Annotated in this window: 17 protein-coding genes and 1 tRNA gene; 11 read left to right on the plus strand and 7 right to left on the minus strand. The window is 70.2% G+C overall.

The genetic code is table 11. From position 1 onward, the window contains the following. Positions 1-275: 275 nt before the first annotated feature. A complete protein-coding gene (locus ABT127_RS00460) occupies positions 276-1,121 on the plus strand; it encodes a DUF4184 family protein (protein WP_351443627.1) in 846 nt (281 codons plus the stop codon). Here ABT127_RS00460 and ABT127_RS00465 read toward each other — a convergent pair. Both ABT127_RS00465 and polA read right to left on the minus strand, forming a co-directional pair. Next, positions 1,015-1,995, minus strand: a complete 981-nt coding sequence (locus ABT127_RS00465; RefSeq protein WP_351443628.1) for a serine hydrolase — start codon at positions 1,993-1,995, stop codon at positions 1,015-1,017. The genes ABT127_RS00460 and ABT127_RS00465 overlap by 107 nt on opposite strands. Positions 1,996-2,237: 242 nt before the next feature. After that, positions 2,238-4,907: a DNA polymerase I gene (gene polA / locus ABT127_RS00470; RefSeq protein ID WP_351444035.1), complete on the minus strand. Its 2,670-nt coding sequence runs from the start codon at positions 4,905-4,907 to the stop codon at positions 2,238-2,240. Between the two features lie 233 nt (positions 4,908-5,140). Between polA and ABT127_RS00475 the strand changes: the two genes are divergently transcribed. From ABT127_RS00475 to ABT127_RS00505, 7 genes are all read left to right on the plus strand, one after another. After that, positions 5,141-7,417: an FdhF/YdeP family oxidoreductase gene (locus ABT127_RS00475; protein ID WP_351443629.1), complete on the plus strand. Its 2,277-nt coding sequence runs from the start codon at positions 5,141-5,143 to the stop codon at positions 7,415-7,417. A gap of 87 nt (positions 7,418-7,504) precedes the next feature. Continuing rightward, on the plus strand, positions 7,505-7,987 hold the full coding sequence (locus ABT127_RS00480; RefSeq protein WP_351443630.1) for a PaaI family thioesterase: 483 nt from the start codon (positions 7,505-7,507) through the stop codon (positions 7,985-7,987). A 1,335-nt stretch (positions 7,988-9,322) separates the two neighbouring features. Continuing rightward, a complete protein-coding gene (locus ABT127_RS00485; protein ID WP_351443631.1) occupies positions 9,323-10,552 on the plus strand; it encodes a branched-chain amino acid ABC transporter substrate-binding protein in 1,230 nt (409 codons plus the stop codon). 119 nt (positions 10,553-10,671) lie between these two features. Continuing rightward, the gene (locus ABT127_RS00490; RefSeq protein WP_351443632.1) at positions 10,672-11,601 is read left to right on the plus strand and encodes a branched-chain amino acid ABC transporter permease; all 930 of its coding nucleotides are present in this window, start codon (positions 10,672-10,674) and stop codon (positions 11,599-11,601) included. A gap of 5 nt (positions 11,602-11,606) precedes the next feature. Continuing rightward, positions 11,607-13,412 carry a branched-chain amino acid ABC transporter permease gene (locus ABT127_RS00495; RefSeq protein ID WP_351443633.1) on the plus strand — a complete coding sequence of 602 codons (1,806 nt, stop codon included), beginning with the start codon at positions 11,607-11,609 and terminating at the stop codon, positions 13,410-13,412. Positions 13,413-13,417: 5 nt separating this feature from the next. Then, positions 13,418-14,296 (plus strand): ABC transporter ATP-binding protein, encoded by an 879-nt coding sequence (locus tag ABT127_RS00500; RefSeq protein WP_351444036.1) that lies wholly within the window; start codon positions 13,418-13,420, stop codon positions 14,294-14,296. Continuing rightward, positions 14,293-15,009, plus strand: a complete 717-nt coding sequence (locus ABT127_RS00505; protein ID WP_351443634.1) for an ABC transporter ATP-binding protein — start codon at positions 14,293-14,295, stop codon at positions 15,007-15,009. The genes ABT127_RS00500 and ABT127_RS00505 overlap by 4 nt, the downstream gene beginning before the upstream one ends. A gap of 82 nt (positions 15,010-15,091) precedes the next feature. On the opposite strand, the gene ABT127_RS00510 is transcribed toward ABT127_RS00505, so the two are convergent. Further along, positions 15,092-15,739, minus strand: a complete 648-nt coding sequence (locus tag ABT127_RS00510) for an ANTAR domain-containing response regulator (protein WP_351443635.1) — start codon at positions 15,737-15,739, stop codon at positions 15,092-15,094. A gap of 100 nt (positions 15,740-15,839) precedes the next feature. Between ABT127_RS00510 and ABT127_RS00515 the strand changes: the two genes are divergently transcribed. Together ABT127_RS00515 and ABT127_RS00520 are read left to right on the plus strand one after the other, a co-directional pair. Beyond that, positions 15,840-15,922 (plus strand) — tRNA-Leu (locus ABT127_RS00515). Between the two features lie 80 nt (positions 15,923-16,002). Then, a complete protein-coding gene (locus ABT127_RS00520) occupies positions 16,003-16,791 on the plus strand; it encodes a helix-turn-helix domain-containing protein (protein WP_351443636.1) in 789 nt (262 codons plus the stop codon). A gap of 65 nt (positions 16,792-16,856) precedes the next feature. Here the strand turns inward: ABT127_RS00520 and pyk are convergent, their stop codons facing one another. Continuing rightward, on the minus strand, positions 16,857-18,293 hold the full coding sequence (gene pyk, locus ABT127_RS00525; RefSeq protein WP_351443637.1) for a pyruvate kinase: 1,437 nt from the start codon (positions 18,291-18,293) through the stop codon (positions 16,857-16,859). Positions 18,294-18,433: 140 nt separating this feature from the next. Then, positions 18,434-19,147 carry an SIMPL domain-containing protein gene (locus tag ABT127_RS00530; protein ID WP_351443638.1) on the minus strand — a complete coding sequence of 238 codons (714 nt, stop codon included), beginning with the start codon at positions 19,145-19,147 and terminating at the stop codon, positions 18,434-18,436. A gap of 151 nt (positions 19,148-19,298) precedes the next feature. Between ABT127_RS00530 and ABT127_RS00535 the strand changes: the two genes are divergently transcribed. Beyond that, entirely contained in the window at positions 19,299-21,104 is a 1,806-nt protein-coding gene (locus ABT127_RS00535) for a bifunctional metallophosphatase/5'-nucleotidase (protein WP_351443639.1), read from the plus strand. Positions 21,105-21,113: 9 nt separating this feature from the next. Here the strand turns inward: ABT127_RS00535 and ABT127_RS00540 are convergent, their stop codons facing one another. Then, the gene (locus tag ABT127_RS00540) at positions 21,114-22,556 is read right to left on the minus strand and encodes a lysine N(6)-hydroxylase/L-ornithine N(5)-oxygenase family protein (protein WP_351443640.1); all 1,443 of its coding nucleotides are present in this window, start codon (positions 22,554-22,556) and stop codon (positions 21,114-21,116) included. Next, positions 22,553-23,938 (minus strand): pyridoxal phosphate-dependent decarboxylase family protein, encoded by a 1,386-nt coding sequence (locus ABT127_RS00545; RefSeq protein WP_351443641.1) that lies wholly within the window; start codon positions 23,936-23,938, stop codon positions 22,553-22,555. The genes ABT127_RS00540 and ABT127_RS00545 overlap by 4 nt, the downstream gene beginning before the upstream one ends. Between the last annotated feature and the right edge of the window lie 117 nt (positions 23,939-24,055).

The raw sequence follows: 24,055 nt of genomic DNA on the forward strand, positions 1-24,055 counted from the left end.
CCTCCCGCAATCGCCCGTACCGGCCTGGGCACCGGGTTCGCCCCGGGTTGCGGAGCTGCACGGCGCCGTCGCACGCTCCCCAGCGCACGACCCCGCCGACACTACGTCAACTTCTTTCGCGCGGACACCCTCTCTCGTGGCCCTGAAAGCAGGGGCGGTGTCCCCGGCCCGCTGTTCACCGTCCCCTCGGGCGGGCGACGCGAAGTGTTGCCGTACGCTTCGACGCTTGCTCACCGCGCGCCGCCGCGTCAATGCCCAGTCGATACGGGGGAACCGTGCCGTTCACCATCAGCCATGCCGCCGCCGTGCTGCCGTTCGTGCGGCGCGACGGGTCGGGGCGGGGCCGGCTCGTACCGTCCCTGCTCGTGGCCGGTTCGTTCGCGCCGGACCTCACCTATTTCGCGGCGAGCGCGGTGCCGGGCGCCATGGAATTCGGCGCGTTCACGCACTCGTTCACCGGGGTGTTCACCGTCGACGCGGTGTTCGCGGCGGGGCTGCTCGCGCTGTGGCGGCTGGTGCGCGAGCCGTTGCTCGCGCTGCTGCCGGGCGGGGTGCGCGCCCGCGTGTGGACGGTGGTGCGCGGCCGTCCCGTGCGCGCCCGCGGGTGGTGGCTGTGGTGGTACGTCTCCGCGGTGACCGGCTCGCTCACGCACGTGGTGTGGGACGCGTTCACCCACCCGGACCGGTGGGGCACACGGCTGCTGCCCGTGCTCGGCGAGACGGTCGCCGGATCACCGGTCTACTGGTACGTGCAGTACGGCAGTTCGGCGCTGGCGCTCGTCGTGATCGCGGTGTTCCTGTGGGGCGCGGTGCGCGGCGCCACTCCCTCGGACGGCCTGCCCGCACCGCACGCCCGGCAGCGGTGGCTCGCGCTCGTCGTGATCGGCGGGTGCGCGTGCGGGTGCGGGGCGGCACGGGTGGTGCGCTGGCTGTCGTACGTGGAGGAGCAGGGGCTCGCCTGGAAGCCGTGGGAGATCGTGCCGACCGTGTGCTTCGGCGCGGGCGCGGGGCTCGTCATCGGGCTCGTGCTGTACGCGCTGCTGCTCCGGGTGCGAACCAGGCCGGCCGTTCCGGAGCGTCCGGAGCGTCCTGCGGAACCGAGCCGTCCGACTGCTCGCTGATCTCGTCCGGCGGGGTGAGGCCGATCCCCCCGGCCCGCCCCTTGTTGAGGGTGCGGTGGACGGCCTGCGCCACGCGTTCGACCGTGCGCACGCCGTAGGCCATCGACGGGTTGTCGTGGCTGAGCACTGCGATGCGGTAGGTGCGGCCCTGGCCGGTGAACGCGCCGATGCTGTGGATGCGCCAGCCGTGCGTGGCCCGCGGCAGCCAGCCGTTCTTGAGGTGGGCGCGCAGGCCGCGCGGCATCCCGGCGGGCACGCCCCAGCGCTGGTTCTTGCGCACCTCGCTCATCAGCTTCAGCCCGTACGCGCGTGATGTCGCCGTCAGGAACGAGCGCCGGGCGGTGAGCTTGCCGAGGAGCCGCAGTTGGTCGGCGGCCGTGGTGCGGGTCAGGCCCCAGTAGCCGTAGGGGCCGAGGACGGTGCGGGTGGCGCCGGCCTGGGTCAGGGTGGTGCCGAGGCGGGTGCGGCCGAGGTCGTTCCACAGGCGGCCGGCGGCGGCGTTGTCCGACCGGCGGATCATGGGGCCGAGGTTGTCGCGCTCCCAGGCGGTCGGCCCGCGGCCGCGGCTCTGGGCCCGGCGCAGGGTGGCCTCCATCATCAGGACCTTCACGAGGGACGCCGCGTCGTAGCGGGTGCGCGGGGTGAGGGTGCAGTCCAGCCCGGTGCGGTCGTCGTGCACGGCGAGCGAGACGGTTCCGCGCCGCCCGGCGAGCGCCGTCCTCAGGTCCCGGGTGAGCTGTCCGGCCAGAGCGGGGTGGCGGGCGGCACGGCAGGCGGGGGTCCGGGGGGCCGCTTCCGCTTTCGCGGTGGGGGTGGTGGTCAGGAGGGCGGCGAGGGCGAGGGTGAGGGTGGTCAGGGTGCGGGTGCGGGGCATTGGCTCATCGTGCGGGGGCGCTCCGCTGGGGGCGCGGTGTGGGGGCTGAACGGGGGTGCCCGTTCAGCCCCGGGATCCCGGGTCGTCGGTCGGCTGACGGCCGGTGGGGGCTGGTCGCGCAGTTCCCCGCGCCCCTGAGGCATGCGCTGCGCGCAGCCTCCCCGATGAGATGGCGCACGAAGTGCGCATCTCAGGGGCGCGGGGAACTGCGCGGCCAGCCACGACGAGAGCCGCACTCGAGGCTAGTGGGCGGCCGATTCCCAGTCGTGGCCCAGGCCCACCGAGACATCCAGCGGGGCGCGGAGCGCGACGGCGCCGGCCATCTCCCGCCGCACCAGCTCCTCCGCGACCGCGGCCTCCCCGGGCGCGATCTCCAGCACGATTTCGTCGTGCACCTGGAGCAGCATCCGGGAGGAGAGCCCCGCCTCGGTGAGCGCCTTGTCCACGTTCAGCATCGCGATCTTCACGATGTCGGCGGCGGTGCCCTGGATCGGGGCGTTGAGCGCCATGCGCTCGGCCATCTCGCGGCGCTGCCGGTTGTCCGAGTTCAGGTCGGGCAGATAGCGGCGCCGCCCGAGCACGGTCTCCGTGTAGCCGGTGGCCCGCGCCTCGTCGACCACGCGCCGCAGGTAGTCACGGACCCCGCCGAACCGCTCGAAGTACGTGTCCATCAGGGCGCGGGCCTCCCCCGCCTCGATGTTCAGCTGCTGCGAGAGCCCGAACGCGGACAGCCCGTAGGCCAGGCCGTACGACATCGCCTTGATCTTGCGCCGCATCTCGGCGTCGACCTGGTCCCGCTCCACGCCGAACACCTGGGAGGCGACCGTGGTGTGCAGGTCCTCGCCGGAGGCGAACGCCTCGAGGAGGCCCTCGTCCTCGGAGAGGTGCGCCATGACGCGCAGCTCGATCTGGCTGTAGTCGGCGGTCATCAGCGACTCGAAGCCCTCGCCCACCACGAAGCCGCGGCGGATCGCGCGGCCCTCGTCGGTGCGCACCGGGATGTTCTGCAGGTTCGGGTCGGTCGACGACAGGCGGCCGGTCGCGGCGACCGTCTGGTTGAACGTGGTGTGGATGCGGCCGTCGGCGGCGATCGTCTTGATCAGGCCCTCGACGGTGACGCGGAGCTTGGCCTGCTCGCGGTGGCGCAGCATGATCACGGGCAGCTCGTGGTCGGTCTGCGTGGCCAGCCACGCCAGGGCGTCCGCGTCCGTCGTGTAACCGGTCTTGGTCTTCTTCGTCTTGGGCAGGTCCAGCTCGCCGAAGAAGACCTCCTGGAGCTGCTTGGGCGAGCCGAGGTTGAACTCGTGCCCGACCGACGCGTGGGCCTCCTTCACCGCCTGCTGGACGGCGCCCGCGAACATCTGCTCCATGGTCTCCAGGTGGGCGCGGTCGGCGGCGATGCCGTACCGCTCCAGGCGGGCGAGGAGCACGGAGGTGGGCAGCTCGATGTCGGTGAGCAGGTCGGCGGCGCCGACCTCCTTCAGCCGCTCGCCGAACGCCTCGCCGAGGTCGAGGATGGCGCGGGCCTGCACCATGAGCGCGTCGGCCTCGGCCTGTTCGTCCTCCTCGGAGCCGAACGCGAGCTGCCCGTCGGCGGCGCCCGCCGGGGCCAGCTCGCGGCCCAGGTACTCCAGGGACAGCGCGTCGAGCGCGAAGGAGCGGCGGCCCGGCTTGACCAGGTACGCGGCGAGCGCCGTGTCCATGGTGACGCCCTCGACGCTCCAGCCGTGCTCGGCGAAGACCCGCATCACGCTCTTGGCGTTGTGCAGCACCTTCGGCTTCGCCGCGTCGGCGAGCCAGGCGGCGAACGCCTTCTCGTCGGCCTCGTCGAGGGTGGTCGGGTCGAACCAGGCGGCCTCGCCGTCGGCGGCGGCGAGCGCGACCTCGGTGACCGAGCCGGTGCCGAGCGACCAGGTGTCGACGGAGGCGAGCCCGAGCACCGCCGTGCCGTGCTCGGCGAGCCACGGCGCGACCTCGCCGGTGGCCAGGACCGTGCCGTCCAGCTCGACGCCCGGCTCGGCCGGGGCCGCCTCGGCCTCGGCGGCGCCCGGGTCGACGGCGAACAGGCGCTCGCGCAGCGACGGGTTCCGGATCTCCAGGGTGTCCAGGATCATCGCGATCGCGGTGCGGTCGTACGCGGCGCGCTCCAGGTCGCCGACGGTCTTCGGCAGCTCGACGTCGCGGACCATCTCGGTCAGGCGGCGGTTCAGCTTGACCGCCTCGATGTGGTCCCGGAAGTTCTGCCCCGCCTTGCCCTTGACCTCCTCGGCGCGCTCGACCAGCTCGGCGAACGAACCGAACTGGTTGATCCACTTCGCCGCCGTCTTCTCCCCGACGCCGGGGATGCCCGGCAGGTTGTCCGACGGGTCGCCGCGCAGCGCCGCGAAGTCCGGGTACTGGGAGGGGGTGAGGCCGTACTTCTCCTCGACCTTCTCCGGCGTGAACCGGGTCAGCTCGGAGACGCCCTTCGTCGGGTACAGCACCGTCACGTTCTCCGAGACGAGCTGGAAGGAGTCGCGGTCGCCGGTGACGATCAGGACCTCGAAGCCCGCCGCCTCGGCCTGGGTGGCGAGCGTGGCGATGATGTCGTCGGCCTCGAAGCCGTCGACGGCGAAGCGCGGCGTGTGCATCGCGTCGAGGAGCTCGCCGATCAGCTCGACCTGCCCCTTGAACTCGTCCGGGGTCTTCGACCGGTTCGCCTTGTACTCGGTGAACTCCTCGGACCGCCACGTCTTGCGCGACACGTCGAACGCCACCGCGAAGTGCGTGGGCGCCTCGTCGCGCAGCGTGTTCGCCAGCATCGACGCGAAGCCGTAGATCGCGTTCGTCGGCTGGCCGGAGGCCGTCGTGAAGTTCTCCGCGGGCAGCGCGAAGAACGCGCGGTAGGCCAGCGAATGCCCGTCCATGAGCATCAGCCGGGGGCGCCCACCGGCACCGCTGTCCGCCGCCTTCGTCGCGCCAGCCGCCGTCTTCTTCGCCGTCTTCGCTGCTTTTTCTGCCACGTCCCCGATCCTGCCAGACCCCACTGACACTCCGGTCCACCCCGACCGGGCGGCGGCCCTGTCGGACCTCCGTGCGAGGATCGGAGAGGTAGCTCACAGCACGCTCGCAGGACCGCGCAGAACCGCTCGAAGGGGAGCCCGACATGGCCGGCAAGCCGCCCGCATCCGATCCGGTTCAGGACGCGCCGCAGGTGGGGGCGCCGCAGCACCACGCGGCCGGCCTGCCCGCCGTCAGGCACACGCTGAAGATGGCGCGCGAGCAGATGGGCGTGAAGCGCACCGCCCTGACCCTGCTGCGCGTCAACCAGAAGGACGGCTTCGACTGCCCGGGCTGCGCCTGGCCCGAACCGGAGCACCGGCACGCCGCGGAGTTCTGCGAGAACGGCGCGAAGGCGGTCGCCGAGGAGGCCACGCTGCGCCGGGTGACCCCCGAGTTCTTCGCCGCGCACCCGGTCACCGACCTGGCCACGCGCTCCGGGTACTGGCTGGGCCAGCAGGGCCGCCTCACCCACCCCATGTACCTCGCCGAGGGCGCCTCCCATTACGCGCCGGTGAGCTGGGAGCGGGCCTTCGACATCATCGGCGAGGAGCTGACCGCGCTCGCCTCCCCCGACGAGGCGGTGTTCTACACGTCGGGGCGCACGAGCAACGAGGCGGCGTTCCTCTACCAGCTCTTCGCCCGCGAGTTCGGCACGAACAACCTGCCCGACTGTTCGAACATGTGCCACGAGTCGTCCGGCTCGGCGCTCACCGAGACCATCGGCGTCGGCAAGGGCAGCGTCCTGCTCGAAGACCTCTACAAGGCGGACCTGATCATCGTGGCCGGGCAGAACCCGGGCACGAACCACCCGCGGATGCTCTCCGCCCTGGAGAAGGCCAAGGCCGGCGGCGCGAAGATCATCTCCGTGAATCCGCTGCCGGAGGCGGGCCTGGAGAAGTTCAAGAACCCCCAGACCCCCAAGGGCCTCACCAAGGGCGCCACGCTCACCGATCTGTTCCTGCAGATCCGGCTCGGCGGCGACCAGGCCCTCTTCCGCCTCCTGAACAAGCTGATCCTCGCCACCGAGGGCGCCACCGACGAGGCGTTCATCGCCGAGCACACCCACGGCTTCGAGGCGTTCGCCGAGGCCGCCCGCGCCGCCGACTGGGACGAGACCCTGACGGCGACCGGCCTGTCCCGCGCCGACATCGAGCGCACCCTGGAGCTGGTCCTCGCCTCCCGCCGCACCGTCGTGTGCTGGGCGATGGGCCTGACCCAGCACAAGCACTCCGTGCCGACCATCCGCGAAGTGGTCAACTTCCTGCTGCTGCGCGGCAACATCGGCCGCCCCGGCGCCGGCGTGTGCCCGGTGCGCGGGCATTCGAACGTGCAGGGCGACCGCACCATGGGCATCTTCGAGCGCCCCGCGCCCGCCTTCCTCGACGCCCTGGAGAAGGAGTTCGGCTTCGCGCCCCCGCGCGAGCACGGCTTCGACGTCGTCCGGGCCATCCGTGCGCTGCGCGACGGCGACGCGAAGGTCTTCTTCGCGATGGGCGGCAACTTCGTCTCGGCGTCCCCCGACACCGACGTCACGGAGGCGGCCATGCGCCGCGCCCGGCTGACCGTCCACGTGTCGACGAAGCTGAACCGCTCGCACGCCGTCACCGGCGCCCGCGCCCTGATCCTGCCCACGCTCGGCCGCACCGAACGCGACCTTCAGGGCAGTGGCGAGCAGTTCGTCACCGTCGAGGACTCCATGGGCATGGTGCACGCCTCGCGCGGCCGCCTGGAGCCCGCGAGCCGCCACCTGCTGTCCGAGCCCGCCATCGTGACCCGCCTCGCCCGCCGCGTGCTGCCCGACTCGGCGCTGCCCTGGGCGGAGTTCGAGAAGGACTACGCCACGATCCGCGACCGCATCGCCCACGTGGTCCCGGGCTTCGAGGACTTCAACGCCCGGGTGGCCGACCCGGCGGGCTTCGCACTCCCGCACGCCCCGCGCGACGAGCGCCGCTTCCCCACCGCCACCGGCAAGGCCAACTTCACGGCAGCGCCCGTCGAGTACCCCCGCCTGCCCGAAGGCCGGCTGCTGCTCCAGACACTGCGCTCGCACGACCAGTACAACACCACCATCTACGGCCTGGACGACCGCTACCGCGGCATCAGGAACGGCCGCCGGGTGGTCCTCGTCAACGCCGAGGACGCCAAGGAGCTCGACCTCGCCGAGGGCAGCTACGTCGACCTCGTCAGCGAGTGGACCGATGGTGTGGAGCGGCGCGCCCCCGGGTTCCGCGTCGTGCACTACCCGACGGCCCGCGTCTGCGCGGCCGCCTACTACCCGGAGACCAATGTCCTGGTGCCGCTGGACGCCACCGCGGACACCAGCAACACCCCCGCCAGCAAGTCCGTCGTGGTGCGCCTGGAACAATCCGGCACCGACTGAGCGTTCGCTCAGCGAGCGCGTACGGGTAAGACGCACCCAGGCACCACACAGCCAGACACTGAGGAACGACGGACGGAGCAGGGCCCCATGGGCGAGCAGAACCAGGTGAAGTTCCCGCAAGAGGTCCTCGACGAGTACAAGGACTACGGCATCGACCTGCCCGCCCTGTTCTCCGCCGGGCATCTCGGCACCCGCATGGGGATCGAGATCAAGGAGGCGTCCGCGGACCGCGTCGTCGCCACCATGCCCGTCGAGGGCAACACCCAGCCCTACGGCCTGCTGCACGGCGGCGCCTCCGCCGTGCTCGCCGAGACCCTCGGCTCGGTCGGCGCGATGCTGCACGGCGGCATCGGCCGCCTCGCCGTCGGCGTCGACCTGAACTGCACGCACCACCGCAGCGCCCGCTCCGGTCACGTCACCGGTGTGGCCACGCCCGTGCACCGCGGCCGCACCACGGCCACGTACGACATCGTGATCACCGACGAGCAGGACCGGCGGGTCTGCTCGGCCCGCCTGACCTGCCTGCTCAAGGACGCCCCGATGACCGACTCGGCGCCGCCGGCAGCGTGAGCGACCCGGCCCCGGCGGGCACGGTCGCCCTCGTGCCCGCAGGACGGCGCAGCGTGTACTCGTGGCCGGTCGGGATCAGGGCCACGCCGACCCGGCGCCCGGCCTTGCAGACGTAGTCCTCCGGCTGCGGATCCCCCCGCAGCCGGTACTCCCGGCGGTCCGGATGGCGTGTTTCGTGCGGTACGCGCGGCCCGACCGTGCCGTCGGTGGCGCGGACGTCACGCGAGCCGGTCCGGGCGCGCCGCGTCGGGCGAGGTCACCGGCTCCTCGGCGGGGACGGTACGACCCGCGCCGGTCGGCGACCGCACGGCCGACGGGCACCTTCCGGACATGCCCGGCATCGGGCCCGTGGAGCCGTGACGGCCCCGCCGACGCCGACGCCGCCGACTGCGCACCCACCCCGCACGCCGACGTCACCCGGCACCGCCACCCTCGGTAGCGGCTCCCCACGCCTGCACGACCACAGGACCGCCCCGCCGCCACACCACCACCGGCCCCTCGCCCCCGGCGCCGCGCCCCGCACCGCCGCCCTCGCCACCGCCTCGCCGCTCCTGCCGGCGGCCCCGCACGCTCCCGCCCTCGCCCCGTGGCCCGCCCCGGTGACCCCTCTGCGCCACGACGGCCCGCGACGCCCTCGCGTTCACCGTCCGTGTCGACCGGATCGTCGACATGACGATCAGTCACATACATTCAGCAAAAGTGCAGTTGGCGGTCCGTGTCACTCCAGAAACTCTTTTCACAGCAGCCGCAGGAACACCCCGCACACACCGTGCACACCGGGCACACATCGACGTCCGCATCTGCGCCGCGCTCCCCCACCCCCACACCGCCGCACACAACCGGCGCGGCCGCGAACACCGCGACTTCCTCCTCCTCGACCGCGCCCACACCGCCTGCCGCGCCCGCGGGACGAACTCACACAGCGGTAACAGCCAGTTACCTCTGCCGCAACGAAGCAATGCGAAGGTCACGCGCCGCCCCCGTGCCCGGCGCGCCCCGCCCCCGACGGACACAACCCCCCGAACCGCCCACCACCCACCCGACCAAGATCACCTCAAGTCCCAGGGAAGAACAGGGCGTTCTCGTCAAGCGATCTTTTCCGCCACCGGCACATCCGCCCCAATCGCCCACACCGCACCCCGCCGAATCCGCCCCGGCATAACAAGAGCGTCACAGCCTCTCCCGCATCCACTCTGCACTCCCCCACCTGCGCTTATAGTCACGGCCAGTCACCGCGCCGCCGGGCGCGTCACTTGCACGGCCCTGTACCACCCGTACGGCCCGGCGAGACACACGGCCCCCGACCAAAGGGCCGCGCCAGGGAGAGGATTGATCGTGCGACACCGTTCTCAGCTCATACTCACCGCAGTGCTCACGACCGGAGCACTCACGCTCAGCGCCTGCGGATCGCGCGACGAAGGCGGCGACAAGTCCGGCGACAAGGGCAACACCACCGTCGTCATCGGCGTGGACGCCCCCCTCAGCGGCGACCTGTCGGCCATCGGCATCGGCATCAAGAACTCCGTCGACCTGGCCGCCAAGACCGCCAACAAGAACAAGGAAGTCCCGGGCGTCACCTTCCAGATCAAGGCGCTGGACGACGTCGCGAACCCCTCCACCGGCGGCCAGAACGCCACCACCCTCGTCGGCAACAAGGACGTCCTCGGCGTCGTCGGCCCGCTGAACTCCAGCGTCGCCCAGTCGATGCAGAAGACCTTCAACTCCGCGAACCTCGTGGAGATCTCGCCCGCGAACACCGCCCCCGAGCTCACCCAGGGCGCCAACTACGCGAAGCAGAAGGAGCGTCAGTTCAAGACGTACTTCCGCACCGCCACCACCGACGCCCTCCAGGGCCCGTACGCCGCCCAGTACGCGTACAACACCCTGAAGCTCAAGACGGTCTACTCCGTCGACGACAAGAAGACCTACGGCGCCGGCCTGGCCCGCACCTTCCGCCAGGAGTTCACCAAGCTGGGCGGCAAGGTCGTCGCCACCGACCACATCAACCCCGACGACCGCGACTTCGGCGCGATCTCCACCAAGATCAAGAACTCGAAGGCCGACTTCGTCTACTACGGCGGCGAGTACCCGGCCGGCGCCCCGCTCTCCAAGCAGATCAAGGACGCCGGCGCCAAGATCCCGGTGATCGGCGGCGACGCCCTCCAGAGCGCCGACTACGTCAAGCTCGCCGGCAAGAACGCCGAAGGCGACTTCGCCACCTCCGTCGGCGCCCCGCCGGAGCAGCTCGACACCGCCAAGAAGTTCATCGCCGACTACCAGGCCGGCGGCTACAGCGACCCGTACGAGACCTACGGCGCCCTCTCCTACGACGCCGCATGGGCCATCATCCAGGCCGTCAAGGCCGTCGTGAACGACAACGACGGCAAGGTGCCCTCCGACGCCCGCGCCAAGATCGTGGAAGCCACCCAGAAGGTCTCCTTCAACGGCGTCACCGGCCAGGTCGCCTTCGACGAGTACGGCGACACCACCAACCGCACCCTGACCGTCTACCAGGTCAAGGGCGGCAAGCACACCCCGGTCAAGACCGGCGAGCTGGAGAAGTAACCCACCGGGACCACCCGCGGTAACCCTCTCCGGGATCCCACCGCACCAGCCCACGGCGCGGGGGGCACCACAACAGCCCCCCGCGCCCTCGCACTTGAGACAACCTCGGAGGCCCAGCGGTGCACGATCTGCCGCAGCAGCTGGTCAACGGCCTGATCCTCGGAGCCCTGTACGGCCTCATAGCCGTCGGCTACACCATGGTCTACGGCATCATCCAGCTCATCAACTTCGCCCACGGCGAGATCTACATGATCGGCGGCTTCGGCGCCCTCACCATGTATCTCTGGCTCCCGGGCGGCACGTCCCTCGCCATCGCCATGCCCCTCATGCTCCTGATGGGCATCGCCTGCTCCGTCCTCGTGGCCGTCGGCGCCGAACGCTTCGCCTACCGCCCGCTGCGCAACGCCCCACGCCTCGCACCACTCATCACCGCGATCGGCCTGTCCATCGCGCTCCAGCAGGCCGTCTGGGCCTTCTACCCCGACGCCAAGGCCGACCGCACCTTCCCCCAGTTCTCCGGCGGGCCCATCGACCTCGGCGCCTTCACCATCCAGCGCGGCGACCTCTTCCTCATCATCGCCGCCCCCGTGTGCATGGGCTTCCTCGCCTACTTCGTCGCCCGCACCCGCACCGGCCGCGCCATGCAGGCCACCTCCCAGGACCCGGACACCGCCCAGCTCATGGGCATCAACACCGACCGGATCGTGGTCACCGCCTTCGCCATCGGCGGCGCCTTCGCCGCCGTCGCCGCCATGGCCTACGGCCTCAAGTACGGCCAGGTCGGCTTCAAGATGGGCTTCATCGCCGGTCTCAAGGCCTTCACCGCGGCCGTCCTCGGCGGCATCGGCAACATCTACGGCGCCATGATCGGCGGCCTCGCCCTCGGCCTCGCCGAATCCCTCGCCACCGCCTACATCCAGGACATCCCCGGCATGGAACTCCTCGGCGGCGGAGCCTGGAAAGACGTCTGGGCCTTCGTCCTCCTCATCCTCGTGCTCCTGCTGCGCCCCCAGGGCCTGCTCGGTGAGCGCGTCGCGGACAGGGCGTGATCACGATGACCGACACCACGACCACCACCCCCGCCACCACCGGGACGACGCCCCACAGCGCCCTCATCCCCCTGCCCGAGAAGGCCGCCCGCTACGGCACCATCGGCGGCGCCGTCCTCACCGCCGCCGCCACCTTCATGGCATGGACGTGGACCGCCGAATTCCCCGGCGACCTCACCGTCACCGGCTACCCCGGCGGCCTCCAGGTCCTCACCCTCATCGGCGCACTCCTCACCCTCCTGCTCGCCCTCTCCGCCCTCGGCATCCGCGGACTGCGCTGGCTCACGCCCGGCGGCACCACCGCCCCCACCCTGCTCTTCGCCCTCGGCACCTTCGGCACCACCGGCTACACCCTCGGCGCCATCAGCTACCGGCTCGGCGGCGCCGTCAACCTCGAACCCGGCGCCTGGATCGCGGGCATCGCCGCGCTCCTCACCGCCGTCTGCGCCCTCGGCCTCCCCGCCGACCAGCCCGACCCCGACGCCACCTACGCCTGGGCCCGCCTGCGCAACACCCTCAAGGCGCCCCCCGCCCGGCCCGCCGCGATCACCCTGCCCTCCTGGGCCGAGATCCTGGTCATCGCCGTCGCGTTCGGCATCGGCCTCTACGTCTTCACGTACGGCATCGACACCGAGTACGTCGAACTCTTCACCGGCTACCTGATCCTGGTCCTCTTCGGCGGCGTCGCCCTGACCAAGAGCGGACTGCCCTCGCGCCTCACCGCGCTCACCGCCAAGCACCGCACCATCGCGCTCACCGCGGCCTTCGTCGCCGCCGCCGCGTTCCCCTTCACCCAGACCAACGACACGTACACCAACGTCGCCGCGAACATCCTCGTCTTCGCGACCGTCGCCCTCGGTCTCAACGTCGTCGTCGGCCTCGCCGGACTCCTCGACCTCGGCTACGTCGCCTTCCTCGGCGTCGGCGCCTACGCCGCGGCCCTCGTCTCCGGCTCCCCGGACTCCACCATCGGCGTCCACTTCCCCTTCTGGGCCGCCGTCCTCACCGGCGCCGGCGCCTCGCTCGTCTTCGGCATCGTCATCGGCGCCCCGACCCTGCGACTGCGCGGCGACTACCTCGCCATCGTCACGCTCGGCTTCGGTGAGATCTTCCGCATCACCATGAACAACCTCGACGGCGACTCCGGCCCCGACGTCACCAACGGGCCCAACGGCATCCCGAACATCCCGGACCTCGAAATCTTCGGGTTCAACCTCGGCGAGACCCACACCGTCCTCGGCGTCGACCTCGGCCGGTTCGCCAACTACTACCTGCTGATGCTGGTCTTCACGATCATCGTCGTCACCGTCTTCCGCCGCGCGAACGCCTCGCGCATCGGCCGCGCCTGGGTCGCCATCCGCGAGGACGAGACCGCCGCCCAGGCCATGGGCATCAACACCTTCCGCCTCAAGCTCCTCGCCTTCGCCCTCGGCGCCTCCCTCGCCGGCATGGCAGGCACCGTGCAGGCCCACGTCCAGTACTCCGTCACCCCCGACCAGTACAAGTTCGTGGAGAACGCGCCGCCCAACTCCGCCTTCCTCCTCGCCGCCGTCATCCTCGGCGGCATGGGCACGGTCAGCGGACCCCTCGTCGGCGCCGCACTGCTCTACCTCATCCCGGCGAAGCTCCAGTTCATCGGCGACAAGCAGCTCCTCCTCTTCGGCATCGCCCTCATCCTCCTGATGCGGTTCCGCCCCGAAGGCCTCATCGCCGACCGCCGCAAGCAGCTCGAATTCCACGAGACCGACCAACTCGACGTGCCAGAACAACGTTTGCCCGACGAACCGGCCGTCACCAAGGCTGGGGCGTGACCACCATGACCACACCCACGACCACCACCACGGCCACCACGACCGTCCTCGAAGCCAGCGGCGTCACCATGCGCTTCGGCGGCCTCACCGCCGTCCGCGACGTCAGCCTCACCGTCGGCGAAGGCGAGATCGTCGGCCTCATCGGCCCCAACGGCGCCGGCAAGACCACCTTCTTCAACTGCCTCACCGGCCTCTACGTCCCCACCGAGGGCAAGGTCTCCTACAAGGGCACCGTCCTGCCGCCCCAGCCCCACCTCGTCACCCAGGCAGGCATCGCCCGCACCTTCCAGAACATCCGCCTCTTCGCCAACATGACCGTCCTGGAGAACGTCCTCGTCGGACGCCACACCCGGACCAAGGAAGGCCTCTGGTCCGCCCTCCTGCGCGGCCCCGGCTTCAAGAAGGCGGAGCGGGCCTCCGAGGAACGCGCCATGGAACTCCTGGAGTTCACCGGCCTCGCCAAGAAGCGCGACCACCTCGCCCGCAACCTCCCCTACGGAGAACAGCGCAAGCTGGAGATCGCGCGCGCCCTCGCCAGCGACCCCGGGCTCCTCCTCCTCGACGAGCCCACCGCCGGCATGAACCCCCAGGAGACCCGCGCCACCGAGGAGCTGGCCTTCGCCATCCGCGACCAGGGCATCGCCGTCCTCGTCATCGAGCACGACATGCGCTTCATCTTCAACCTCTGCGACCGCGTCTCCGTCCTCGTCCAGGGCGAAAAGCTCGTCGAGGGCACCAGCGACGTCGTCCAGGGCGACGAACGCGTCATCGCCGCCTACCTCGGCACCCCCTTCGAAGGCGCCCCCGAGGACCCCGCCATCGAAGAGGTCCAAGCAGCCGAAGCGGCAGAAGCAACGGACGCAGCCGAAGGGAACGACCAGTGACCGCTCTCCTGGAGGTCGAGGACCTCAAGGTCGCCTACGGCAAGATCCAGGCCGTCAAGGGCATCTCCTTCACCGTCGAGGAGGGCCAGGTCGTCACCCTGATCGGCACCAACGGCGCCGGCAAGACCACCACCCTGCGCACCCTCTCGGGCCTGCTCAAGCCCCTCAGCGGCAAGATCACGTTCGCCGGCACCCCGCTCAACCAGGTCCCGGCCCACAAGATCGTCTCCATGGGGCTCGCCCACTCCCCCGAGGGCCGCCGCATCTTCCCCCGCCTCACCATCGCGGAGAACCTCCAGCTCGGCGCCTTCCTCCGCAAGGACACCGCGGGCATCCAGAAGGACATCCAGCGCGCCTACGACCTCTTCCCCATCCTGGGCGAACGCCGCAAGCAGGCCGCAGGAACCCTCTCCGGCGGCGAGCAGCAGATGCTCGCCATGGGCCGGGCCCTCATGTCCCAGCCCAAACTGCTCATGCTCGACGAGCCCTCCATGGGCCTCTCCCCGATCATGATGCAGAAGATCATGTCCACCATCTCCGAGCTGAAGGCCCAGGGCACGACCATCCTCCTGGTCGAACAGAACGCCCAGGCGGCCCTCTCCCTGGCCGACCAGGGCCACGTCATGGAGATCGGCTCCATCGTCCTGTCCGGCAGCGGCCAGGAACTCCTCCACGACGAATCGGTCCGCAAGGCCTACCTCGGCGAGGACTGATCCCGTACACGCCTGTACGTGCGTGAGGCCCGCCCCCTTCTCCAGGGTGCGGGCCTCACGCATGGGTCGGAGGGGCTCCGGATCAGCCCTTCGCCGCCTTCTTCTCCTCGGCGTCCTCGATGACCGCCTCGGCGACCTGCTGCATCGACAGGCGCCGGTCCATCGACGTCTTCTGGATCCAGCGGAACGCCGCCGGCTCCGTCAGCCCGTACTCCGTCTGCAGGACCGACTTCGCCCGGTCCACCAGCTTGCGGGTCTCCAGGCGCTGGGTGAGGTCCGCGACCTCCTTCTCCAGCGTCTTCAGCTCCGTGAAGCGCGAGACGGCCATCTCGATCGCCGGGACGACATCGCTCTTGCTGAACGGCTTCACCAGGTACGCCATGGCACCGGCGTCACGGGCCCGCTCGACGAGGTCGCGCTGCGAGAACGCCGTCAGCATCAGCACCGGCGCGATCGACTCCTCGGCGATCTTCTCCGCCGCGCTGATCCCGTCCATCTTCGGCATCTTCACGTCGAGGATCACCAGGTCGGGCTTGTGCTCACGGGCCAGCTCGATGGCCTGCTCACCGTCGCCGGCCTCACCCACGACGGTGTAGCCCTCTTCCTCGAGCATCTCTTTGAGGTCGAGGCGGATGAGGGCCTCGTCCTCGGCGATGACGACACGGGTCGTCAGCGGCGGGACGTGCGACTTGTCGTCGTCGGCGGGCTGGGTCGACTCGGGGCCGGTCACGGGGGCGCTCCTTGGGTGAGCAGGGCGGGGGTACTGCTGCGATACAGGGTACCTAGCTGCGGGTCAGCGGCATGAACCGGTACACTCACCGCAGTGCTGAGCCGGGTTGGTGGAACGGTATACACGGAGGTCTCAAACACCTCTGCCTGAGAGGGCTTGCGGGTTCGAATCCCGCACCCGGCACCCTGAAGCGGATGCTCACGTTCTCGTGAACATCCGCTTTTTGCTGCGTGGCGTCATCATCGGTCACGCAGTGTGCTCAGGTGAACCACCACAGCACAGAGGTACGACAGCGGGCCCTGATCCTGCTCAGGGGCGGGGCCAAGAACGCGGACGTGAGCCGGACGCTCAGCATCCCGCTGGGCACCATCGGCTACTGGAAACACGTGGACCGTGCCAAGCGCGGGGAGTGCCCCGGCGCACACAATCCAACGTGCCCACGGTGCGACGGCCGCGCCCTCGACCCGACCGCGTACTCCTACCTGCTAGGTCAGTACCTCGGGGACGGCCACATCAGTCACTACTCACAGCATCGCGTTCCCAGCCTCACCATTGCCGCCGCCGACGACTGGCCCGGCATCGCCGATGAGATAGCGCGCACCATGCGGGCAGTCTTTCCGGACAACGGCGTGCATCGCCTCCAGCGCACCGGATGCCAGAACATCAAGCTCTATTCGAAGCACCTGTCCTGCATGTTCCCCCAGCACGGGCCCGGCAAGAAACACGACCGCAAGATCGCCCTTGCCCCTTGGCAACAGGACATCGTCGACGCTCACCCCTGGCGCTTCATCGGCGGCCTGATCCACTCCGACGGCTGTCGTGTCACCAACTGGACGACCCGCCTCGTCGGCGGCGAGCGCAAGCGCTACGAGTATCCGCGCTACTTCTTCACCAACAAGTCGGACGACATCAGGCAGCTCTACACCGACACCCTCGACAAGCTCGGTCTCACCTGGACCCACTGCACCCGTCACGGCAACCCGTACAACATCTCGGTCGCCCGCAGAGCGGATGTCGCCCTCCTCGACCTCCACGTAGGCCCCAAACACTGACCCCGCACAGCGCGAGGGCCGCCCCGGCGAACGGGGGCGGCCCTCGACCACGTACGGCAGGCGCGCTACTTGGGGCTGTCGTCCTCGCCGATGTGGTGGACGCGGACCATGTTCGTCGAGCCGGAGACGCCGGGCGGGGAGCCGGCGGTGATGACGACGATGTCGCCCTTCTTGCAGCGGCCGATCTTGAGGAGCTGGTCGTCGACCTGGGCGACCATGGCGTCGGTGGAGTCGACGTGCGGGCCGAGGAAGGTCTCGACGCCCCAGGTCAGATTGAGCTGGGAGCGCGTCGCGGCGACCGGCGTGAAGGCGAGGAGCGGGATGGGCGAGCGGTAGCGGGAGAGGCGCTTGACAGTGTCGCCGGACTGGGTGAAGGCGACGAGGAACTTGGCGCCGAGGAAGTCGCCCATCTCGGCGGCGGCGCGGGCGACGGCGCCGCCCTGGGTGCGGGGCTTGTTGCGCTCGGTGAGGGGCGGGAGCCCCTTGGCGAGGATGTCCTCCTCGGCCGCTTCGACGATGCGGCTCATGGTCTTGACGGTCTCGATGGCGTACTTGCCGACGCTGGTCTCGCCGGAGAGCATCACGGCGTCGGTGCCGTCGATGACGGCGTTGGCGACGTCGCTGGCCTCGGCCCTGGTGGGGCGGGAGTTGTCGATCATCGAGTCGAGCATCTGGGTGGCGACGATGACCGGCTTGGCGTTGCGCTTGGCGAGCTTGACGGCGCGCTTCTGGACGATCGGGACCTGCTCGAGGGGCATTTCGACGCCGAGGTCGCCGCGGGCGACCATGATGCCGTCGAAGGCGGCGACGATGTCCTCGATGTTGTCGACCGCCTGGGGCTTTTCGACCTTGGCGATGACGGGGAGGTGGCGGCCCTCCTCGGTCATGATGCGGTGGACGTCCTCGATGTCGCGGCCGCTGCGGACGAAGGAGAGGGCGATGACGTCGGCGCCGGTGCGCAGGGCCCAGCGCAGGTCTGCTTCGTCCTTGTCGCTGAGGGCGGGGACGGAGACGGCGACGCCGGGGAGGTTGAGGCCCTTGTGGTCGGAGACCATGCCGCCTTCGACGACGGTGGTGTGGACGCGGGGGCCGTCGACCCGGGTGACTTCGAGGCTGACCTTGCCGTCGTCGACGAGGATGCGCTCGCCGGGGGTGACGTCGTCGGCGAGGCCGCTGTAGGTGGTGCCGCAGGTCTGGCGGTCGCCCTGGACGTCGTGTTCGACGGTGATGGTGAACTCGTCTCCGCGTTCAAGGAGTACGGGTCCTTCGCTGAAGCGGCCGAGGCGGATCTTCGGGCCTTGAAGGTCGGCGAGGACGCCGACGCTGCGGCCGGTCTCGTCGGAGGCCTTTCGCACGCGCTGGTAGCGCTCCTCGTGTTCGGCATAGGTGCCGTGGCTGAGGTTGAAGCGGGCTACGTCCATTCCGGCTTCTACGAGTGCCTTGATCTGCTCGTACGAGTCGGTGGCGGGGCCCAAGGTACAGACGATCTTTGCTCGGCGCATGATTCGAGCCTAGGCCCTACCGGTGGGTAGGGAATTGGATGGGTATGACTACTCAACGTCCTTTGCGTGAAGGGTTATTGACAAGCGTCGTTATTCTTTGAATTTGGGCGGCGCACTGCTCTGATGAGCATTTCACTCGCTCATTGCAGGTGGGGCGGGTGAAGGGTGAAGCGGGCGTTGACGGCGGCGTGGATGTGCTGGCGTTCGGGTTCGAGATCGAGGGCGGGCGCGGCGCTGTCGTCGACGGGGCCGCGGACCATGGCGGCGCGGGACATGCCGTAGGACATGGGGCGGTGGGTGTCCTCGGCGCCGGTGTCGGCGAGTTCGACGAGGGCGGCGAGGGTGGTGCCGAGCGCTTCGGCGTATTCGCGGGCGCGCTGGACGGCTTCGCGGACGGCTTGTTGGCGTGCGGCTGCGTGGAGGGGCGAGGTGGGGCGCAGGGACCACCAGGGGCCGTCGACGCGGGTGAGTTCCTGGTCGGCGAGTTTGGTGGTGAGTTCGCCGAGTGCGGTGAAGTCGGTGAGCTGGGCGGTGAGGTGGACGCTGCCGTGGTAGGTGCGGATGCGTTCGCCGCGGCCGTGTTTGGTGAATTCGGGGGTGAGGGAGAAGGCGCCGGTTTCGAGTGTGTCGATGGCTTCTCCGTAGGACTTGATGAGGTCGAGGGTGGCGGCGTTGCGGCGGGTGAGGTCGTCGAGGGTGGTGCGGCGGTCGGTGCCGCGGGCGGTGACGGTGACGCCGATGCGGGCGAGTTCGGGGTCGGTTTCGAGGTGGGCCTCGCCGCGGACGGCCAGGCGCGGGGCTTCGGGGGTTCCGTAGGGGACGCTGGGGCCGCTGAGGGGGTCGGTGTGGGTCATGGGTCCCACTTTGGCACTGTTCGTGTCGGGTGTTCGTGTTCGGCGGCGGGTCATCAGATAGAAACCTGCGGGGGCTGTTGCGAAGGGGGTGGGCTGGGCCAGAATCTACGCGCGTTGCCACTGAACTTCCCTGTAGGTCAGGAGCTTTCCCATGCCGTTGAACCGCAGATCTTTCCTGGGCAGGACCGCAGCGACCGGTGCCGGTGCGGCGCTGGCCGGTGCGGTGGCCGCGCCGTCGGCGGAGGCCCACGCGGGCAGGCCGCCCAAGAAGCAGAAGCGGTACGCGTTCACCGTCATGGGCACGACGGATCTGCACGGTCACGTCTTCAACTGGGACTACTACAAGGACGCGGCGTACACGGACTCGGCGGGCAACGCCCAGGGTCTGTCGCGGATCTCGACGCTGGTGCAGCGGATCCGCGCGGAGAAGGGCCGGCACAACACGCTGCTGATCGACGCCGGTGACACGATCCAGGGCACGCCGCTGACGTACTACTTCGCGCGGGTCGACCCGATCACGGCGGCGAACGGTCCGGTGCACCCGATGGCGCAGGCCATGAACGCGATCGGGTACGACGCGGCGGCGCTCGGCAACCACGAGTTCAACTACGGCATCGACACGCTGCGCAAGTTCGAGTCGCAGCTGCGTTTCCCGCTGCTCGGTGCGAACGCGGTGGACGCGAAGACGGAGCGGCCCGCGTTCAGGCCGTACGTCATCAAGAAGATGCGCACGCCGCACGGCAAGGATGTGCGGGTGGCGATCCTGGGCCTGACGAACCCGGGAATCGCGATCTGGGACAAGGCGTACGTGCAGGGGGTGCTGAAGTTCCCCGGGCTGGAGGAGCAGGCGGCCAAGTGGGTGCCGAAGCTGCGGTCGATGGGCGCGGACGTCGTGATCATCTCGGCGCACTCGGGCGCGTCGGGCACGTCGTCGTGGGGTGATCAGTTGCCGTACGTGGAGAACGCGGCGGCGAGTGTGGCGGCGAAGGTGCCGGGGATCGACGCGATTCTCGTCGGGCACGCGCATGTGGAGATCGCGCAGCAGTTGGTGACGAACGAGAAGACGGGGAAGACGGTCGTTCTCGCGGAGCCGCTGTGCTACGCGGAGCGGCTGGCGCAGTTTGACTTCGAGCTGGTGTGGGAGAAGGGCCGCTGGTCGGTCGAGTCGGTGTCGTCGAAGCTGCTGAACTCGAATGCGGTGGCGGACGACCCGAAGATCACGAAGCTGCTGAAGGCGGACCACGACCTGGTCGTGAAGTACGTGAACCAGGTGGTCGGGCAGGCGACGACGACGCTGACGACGGAGGACGCCCGTTACAAGGACGCGCCGATCATCGATCTGATCAACAAGGTGCAGGCCGATGTGGTGACGGACGCGCTGAAGTCGACGCAGTACGCGTCGCTGCCGGTGCTGTCGCAGGCGTCGCCGTTCTCGCGCACGTCGGAGATTCCGGCCGGGGACGTGACGATCCGGGATCTGTCGAGCCTGTACGTATACGACAACACGCTGGTCGCGAAGTTGATGACGGGTGCGCAGGTGCGGGCGTACCTGGAGTATTCGGCGGAGTACTTCGTGCGGACGGCGGCCGGTGCCGTGGTCGACGTGGAGAAGCTGACGAACGCGGGCAACCGGCCGGACTACAACTACGACTACGTGTCGGGGGTTTCGTACGACATCGACATCGCGCAGGCGGCGGGTTCGCGGATCAAGAACCTGAAGTTCAACGGTGTGGATCTGGACGACAGCGCGCAGTTCGTGTTCGCGGTGAACAACTACCGGGCGAACGGTGGCGGCGCGTTCCCGGGTGTGGCGACGGCGCAGGAGCTGTGGTCGGAGTCGATCGAGATCCGTACGCGGATCGCGGAGTGGGTGACGGCGAAGGGCGTCCTCGACCCGGCCGAGTTCGCGTCGGTGGACTGGCGGCTGACGCGGGACGGGACGCCGGTGTTCTCGTAGGGGCGGTGGTCAGCCCTGGAGTTTGACCATGGTGCCGCGCTCTCCTGCCTGGTTTCGTACGGGCTGGAGGGCGCGGTTTTCGTGGGCGAGGAGGCCGAAGCTGGTGAAGGCGGTGCGGTGGGGCTGCGGGTAGGGGTCCTTGCCCGTGAGGTTGTTGAGGATGGTGGCGCTGCGCCAGGCGGCGAGGCCGAGGTCGGGGGCGCCGACGCCGTGGGTGTGGCGTTCGGCGTTCTGTACGTAGACGTGGCAGCCGGTGGAGCTGACGGAGTCGTCGAGGACGAGCCGGAAGTGCTGGTCGATGCGGGGGCGTTCGGCCGAGTCGCGGCGGATGTAGGGGTCGAGTCCGGCGAGGAGCTGGCCGAGGGGGCGTTCCCGGTAGCCGGTGGCGAGGACGACGGCGTCGGTGGTGAGGCGGGAGCGGGTGCCCTGCTGGCGGTGTTCGAGGTGGAGTTCGACCTTGGTGGTGGCGACGCGGCCGGCGGTGCGGACGCTGACGCCGGGGGTGAGGGTGGCGTCGGGCCAGCCGCCGTGGAGGGTGCGCTGGTAGAGCTCTTCGTGGATGGCGGCGATGGTGTCGGCGTCGATGCCCTTGTGGAGCTGCCATTGGGCGGGGACGAGGCGGTCGCGTTCGCGTTCGGGCAGGGCGTGGAAGTAGCGGGAGTAGTCGGGGGTGAAGTGTTCGAGGCCCAGTTTGCTGTATTCCATGGGCGCGAAGGCTTCGGTGCGGGCGAGCCAGTGGATCTTCTCGTGGCCTGCGGGGCGGTTCCTGAGGAGGTCGAGGAAGATCTCGGCGCCGGACTGGCCGCTGCCGATGACGGTGACGTGGTCGGCGGCGAGGAGGGTGTCGCGGTGGGTGAGGTAGTCGGCGGAGTGGATGACCGGGACGCCGGAGGCTTCGGCGAGTGGTCTGAGCGGTTCGGGGACGTAGGGCTCGGTGCCGACGCCGAGGGTGACGTTCTTGGTGTAGGTGCGGCCGAGGGCTTCGGCTTCCCCGTCGGCGTCGAGCTGGGTGTAGTCGACTTCGAAGAGGTTGCGTTCGGGGTTCCAGCGGACGGCGTCGACCTGGTGGGAGAAGTGCATTCCGGGCAGGTTCTCGCTGACCCAGCGGCAGTAGGCGTCGTATTCGGCGCGCCGGATGTGGAAGTGCTCGGCGAAGTAGAACGGGAACAGGCGTTCGCGGGTCTTGAGGTAGTTGAGGAAGGTCCACTGGCTGGTCGGGTCGGCGAGGGTCACCAGGTCCGCGAGGAAGGGGACTTGGAGGGTGGCGCCGTCGATGAGGAGGCCGGGGTGCCAGTGGAAGGCGGGGCGCTGTTCGAAGAAGGCGGTGTCGAGTTCGGTGAGGGGGTGTGCGAGGGCGGCGAGGGAGAGGTTGAAGGGGCCGATGCCGATGCCGACGAGGTCGCGGGGTGCTTCGGTGGGCGGGGCGGGGTGCGGGGTGGGCGCGGCGCTCATCGGGGGGTGTGTCCTTCCACCAGTTTCAGCAGTGCGGTGAGGTCGTCGGGGGTGGTGTGCGGGTTGAGCAGGGTGGCTTTGAGGTAGAGCTGTCCGTCCATGCGGGCGCGGCCGAGGACGGCGCGGCCTTCGGCGAGGAGGGTGCGGCGGGTGGCGGCGAGGTGTTCGTCGGTGGCGCCGGTGGGGCGGAAGAGGACGGTGGAGAGGGTGGGGGTGTCGTAGAGCTCCAGGTCGGGGTGGGTGTCGACGAGGTGCGCCAGGTGGTGGGCGAGGGCAATGACGTGGTCGACGAGGGCGCCGATGCCGGTGCGTCCGAGGGCTTTGAGGGTGACGGCGGTCTTGAGGACGTCGGGGCGGCGGGTGGTGCGCAGGGAGCGGCCGAGGAGGTCGGGCAGCCCCGCTTCGGTGTCGTCGTCGGCGTTGAGGTAGTCGGCGGTGTGGGTGAGGGCGCGCAGGTCGTCGGCCGACCGGACGGCGAGGAGTCCCGCGGCGACGGGCTGCCAGCCGAGTTTGTGCAGGTCGAGGGTGGTGGTGTGGGCGCGGTCGAGGCCGCGGAGCAGGGGGGCGTGGCGGGTGCTGAAGAGGAGTCCTGCTCCGTAGGCGGCGTCGATGTGGAGGCGGGCGCCGTGGTGGTCGCAGAGGTCGGCGATGTCGGGGAGGGGGTCGATGAGGCCGGCGTCGGTGGTGCCTGCGGTGGCGGCGACGAGTTTGGGGCCGGGGAGGTCGGTGAGGGCTTCGTCGAGGGCGGCCGGGTCGAGGGTGCCGGTGGGGGCGGGCAGGACGACCGGTTCGGGCAGGCCGAGGAGCCAGGTGGCGCGGGCGAGGCTGTGGTGGGCGTTCTGTCCGACAAGGAGCTGGACGGGCTCGGGGTGGGGGTTGGTCTCGCGGGCGAGGAGGACGGCGAGCTGGTTGGCCTCGGTGCCGCCGGTGGTGACGAGGGCGTCGGGGCGGGTGGCGGTGGGGTAGGTCTCGCGGGCGAGGGCGGTGGTGAGGGCGGCTTCGAGGGCGGAGGCGGCGGGGGCCTGGTCCCAGGAGTCCATGGAGGGGTTGAGGGCGCTGGCGGCGAGGTCGGCGGCGGTGGCGACGGCGAGCGGCGGGCAGTGCAGGTGGGCGGCGCAGAGCGGGTCGGCGGGGTCGGCTGCGCCGGCGGCGAGTGCGGTGACGAGGGTGCGCAGTGCTTCCTCGGCTCCGGTGCCGTCGTGGGGCAGGAGGTCGCCGGTGGCGGCGAGGAGTTGGGTGGTGACGTGCTCGGGTCCGCCGGCGGGGAGGGGGCCCGCCCGGTGGAGGGCGCCTTCGTGGAGGGCGTCGAGGACGGTGCTGAGCAGGGGCCGCAGGGCGGCGGGGCCGTGGGGGCCACCGGCGAGGGGCGGGATGCTGCTCATGCGGGTCCTTCGCTGCGTCGGGGAACGGCTCCGGGCCCGCACGCGTGTGTGGCGGCCGGCTGACCGTGGTCGTTCTCAGCGTGGCCCGCTGTGTCCCGAAGCGCCCGGGGTACGAGG

This window comes from Streptomyces sp. NPDC001904, assembly GCF_040297005.1.
Taxonomy (GTDB): domain Bacteria; phylum Actinomycetota; class Actinomycetes; order Streptomycetales; family Streptomycetaceae; genus Streptomyces.

Coding starts and splice junctions, on each gene's coding strand:
- ABT127_RS00465 (WP_351443628.1), bottom strand. CDS start 1,995: ATGCCCCGCACCCGCACCCTGACCACCCTCACCCTCGCCCTCGCCGCC.
- polA (WP_351444035.1), bottom strand. CDS start 4,907: ATGCTCATGGACGGGCATTCGCTGGCCTACCGCGCGTTCTTCGCGCTG.
- ABT127_RS00475 (WP_351443629.1), top strand. CDS start 5,141: ATGGCCGGCAAGCCGCCCGCATCCGATCCGGTTCAGGACGCGCCGCAG.
- ABT127_RS00480 (WP_351443630.1), top strand. CDS start 7,505: ATGGGCGAGCAGAACCAGGTGAAGTTCCCGCAAGAGGTCCTCGACGAG.
- ABT127_RS00495 (WP_351443633.1), top strand. CDS start 11,607: ATGACCGACACCACGACCACCACCCCCGCCACCACCGGGACGACGCCC.
- ABT127_RS00500 (WP_351444036.1), top strand. CDS start 13,418: ATGACCACACCCACGACCACCACCACGGCCACCACGACCGTCCTCGAA.
- pyk (WP_351443637.1), bottom strand. CDS start 18,293: ATGCGCCGAGCAAAGATCGTCTGTACCTTGGGCCCCGCCACCGACTCG.
- ABT127_RS00530 (WP_351443638.1), bottom strand. CDS start 19,147: ATGACCCACACCGACCCCCTCAGCGGCCCCAGCGTCCCCTACGGAACC.
- ABT127_RS00535 (WP_351443639.1), top strand. CDS start 19,299: ATGCCGTTGAACCGCAGATCTTTCCTGGGCAGGACCGCAGCGACCGGT.
- ABT127_RS00540 (WP_351443640.1), bottom strand. CDS start 22,556: ATGAGCGCCGCGCCCACCCCGCACCCCGCCCCGCCCACCGAAGCACCC.
- ABT127_RS00545 (WP_351443641.1), bottom strand. CDS start 23,938: ATGAGCAGCATCCCGCCCCTCGCCGGTGGCCCCCACGGCCCCGCCGCC.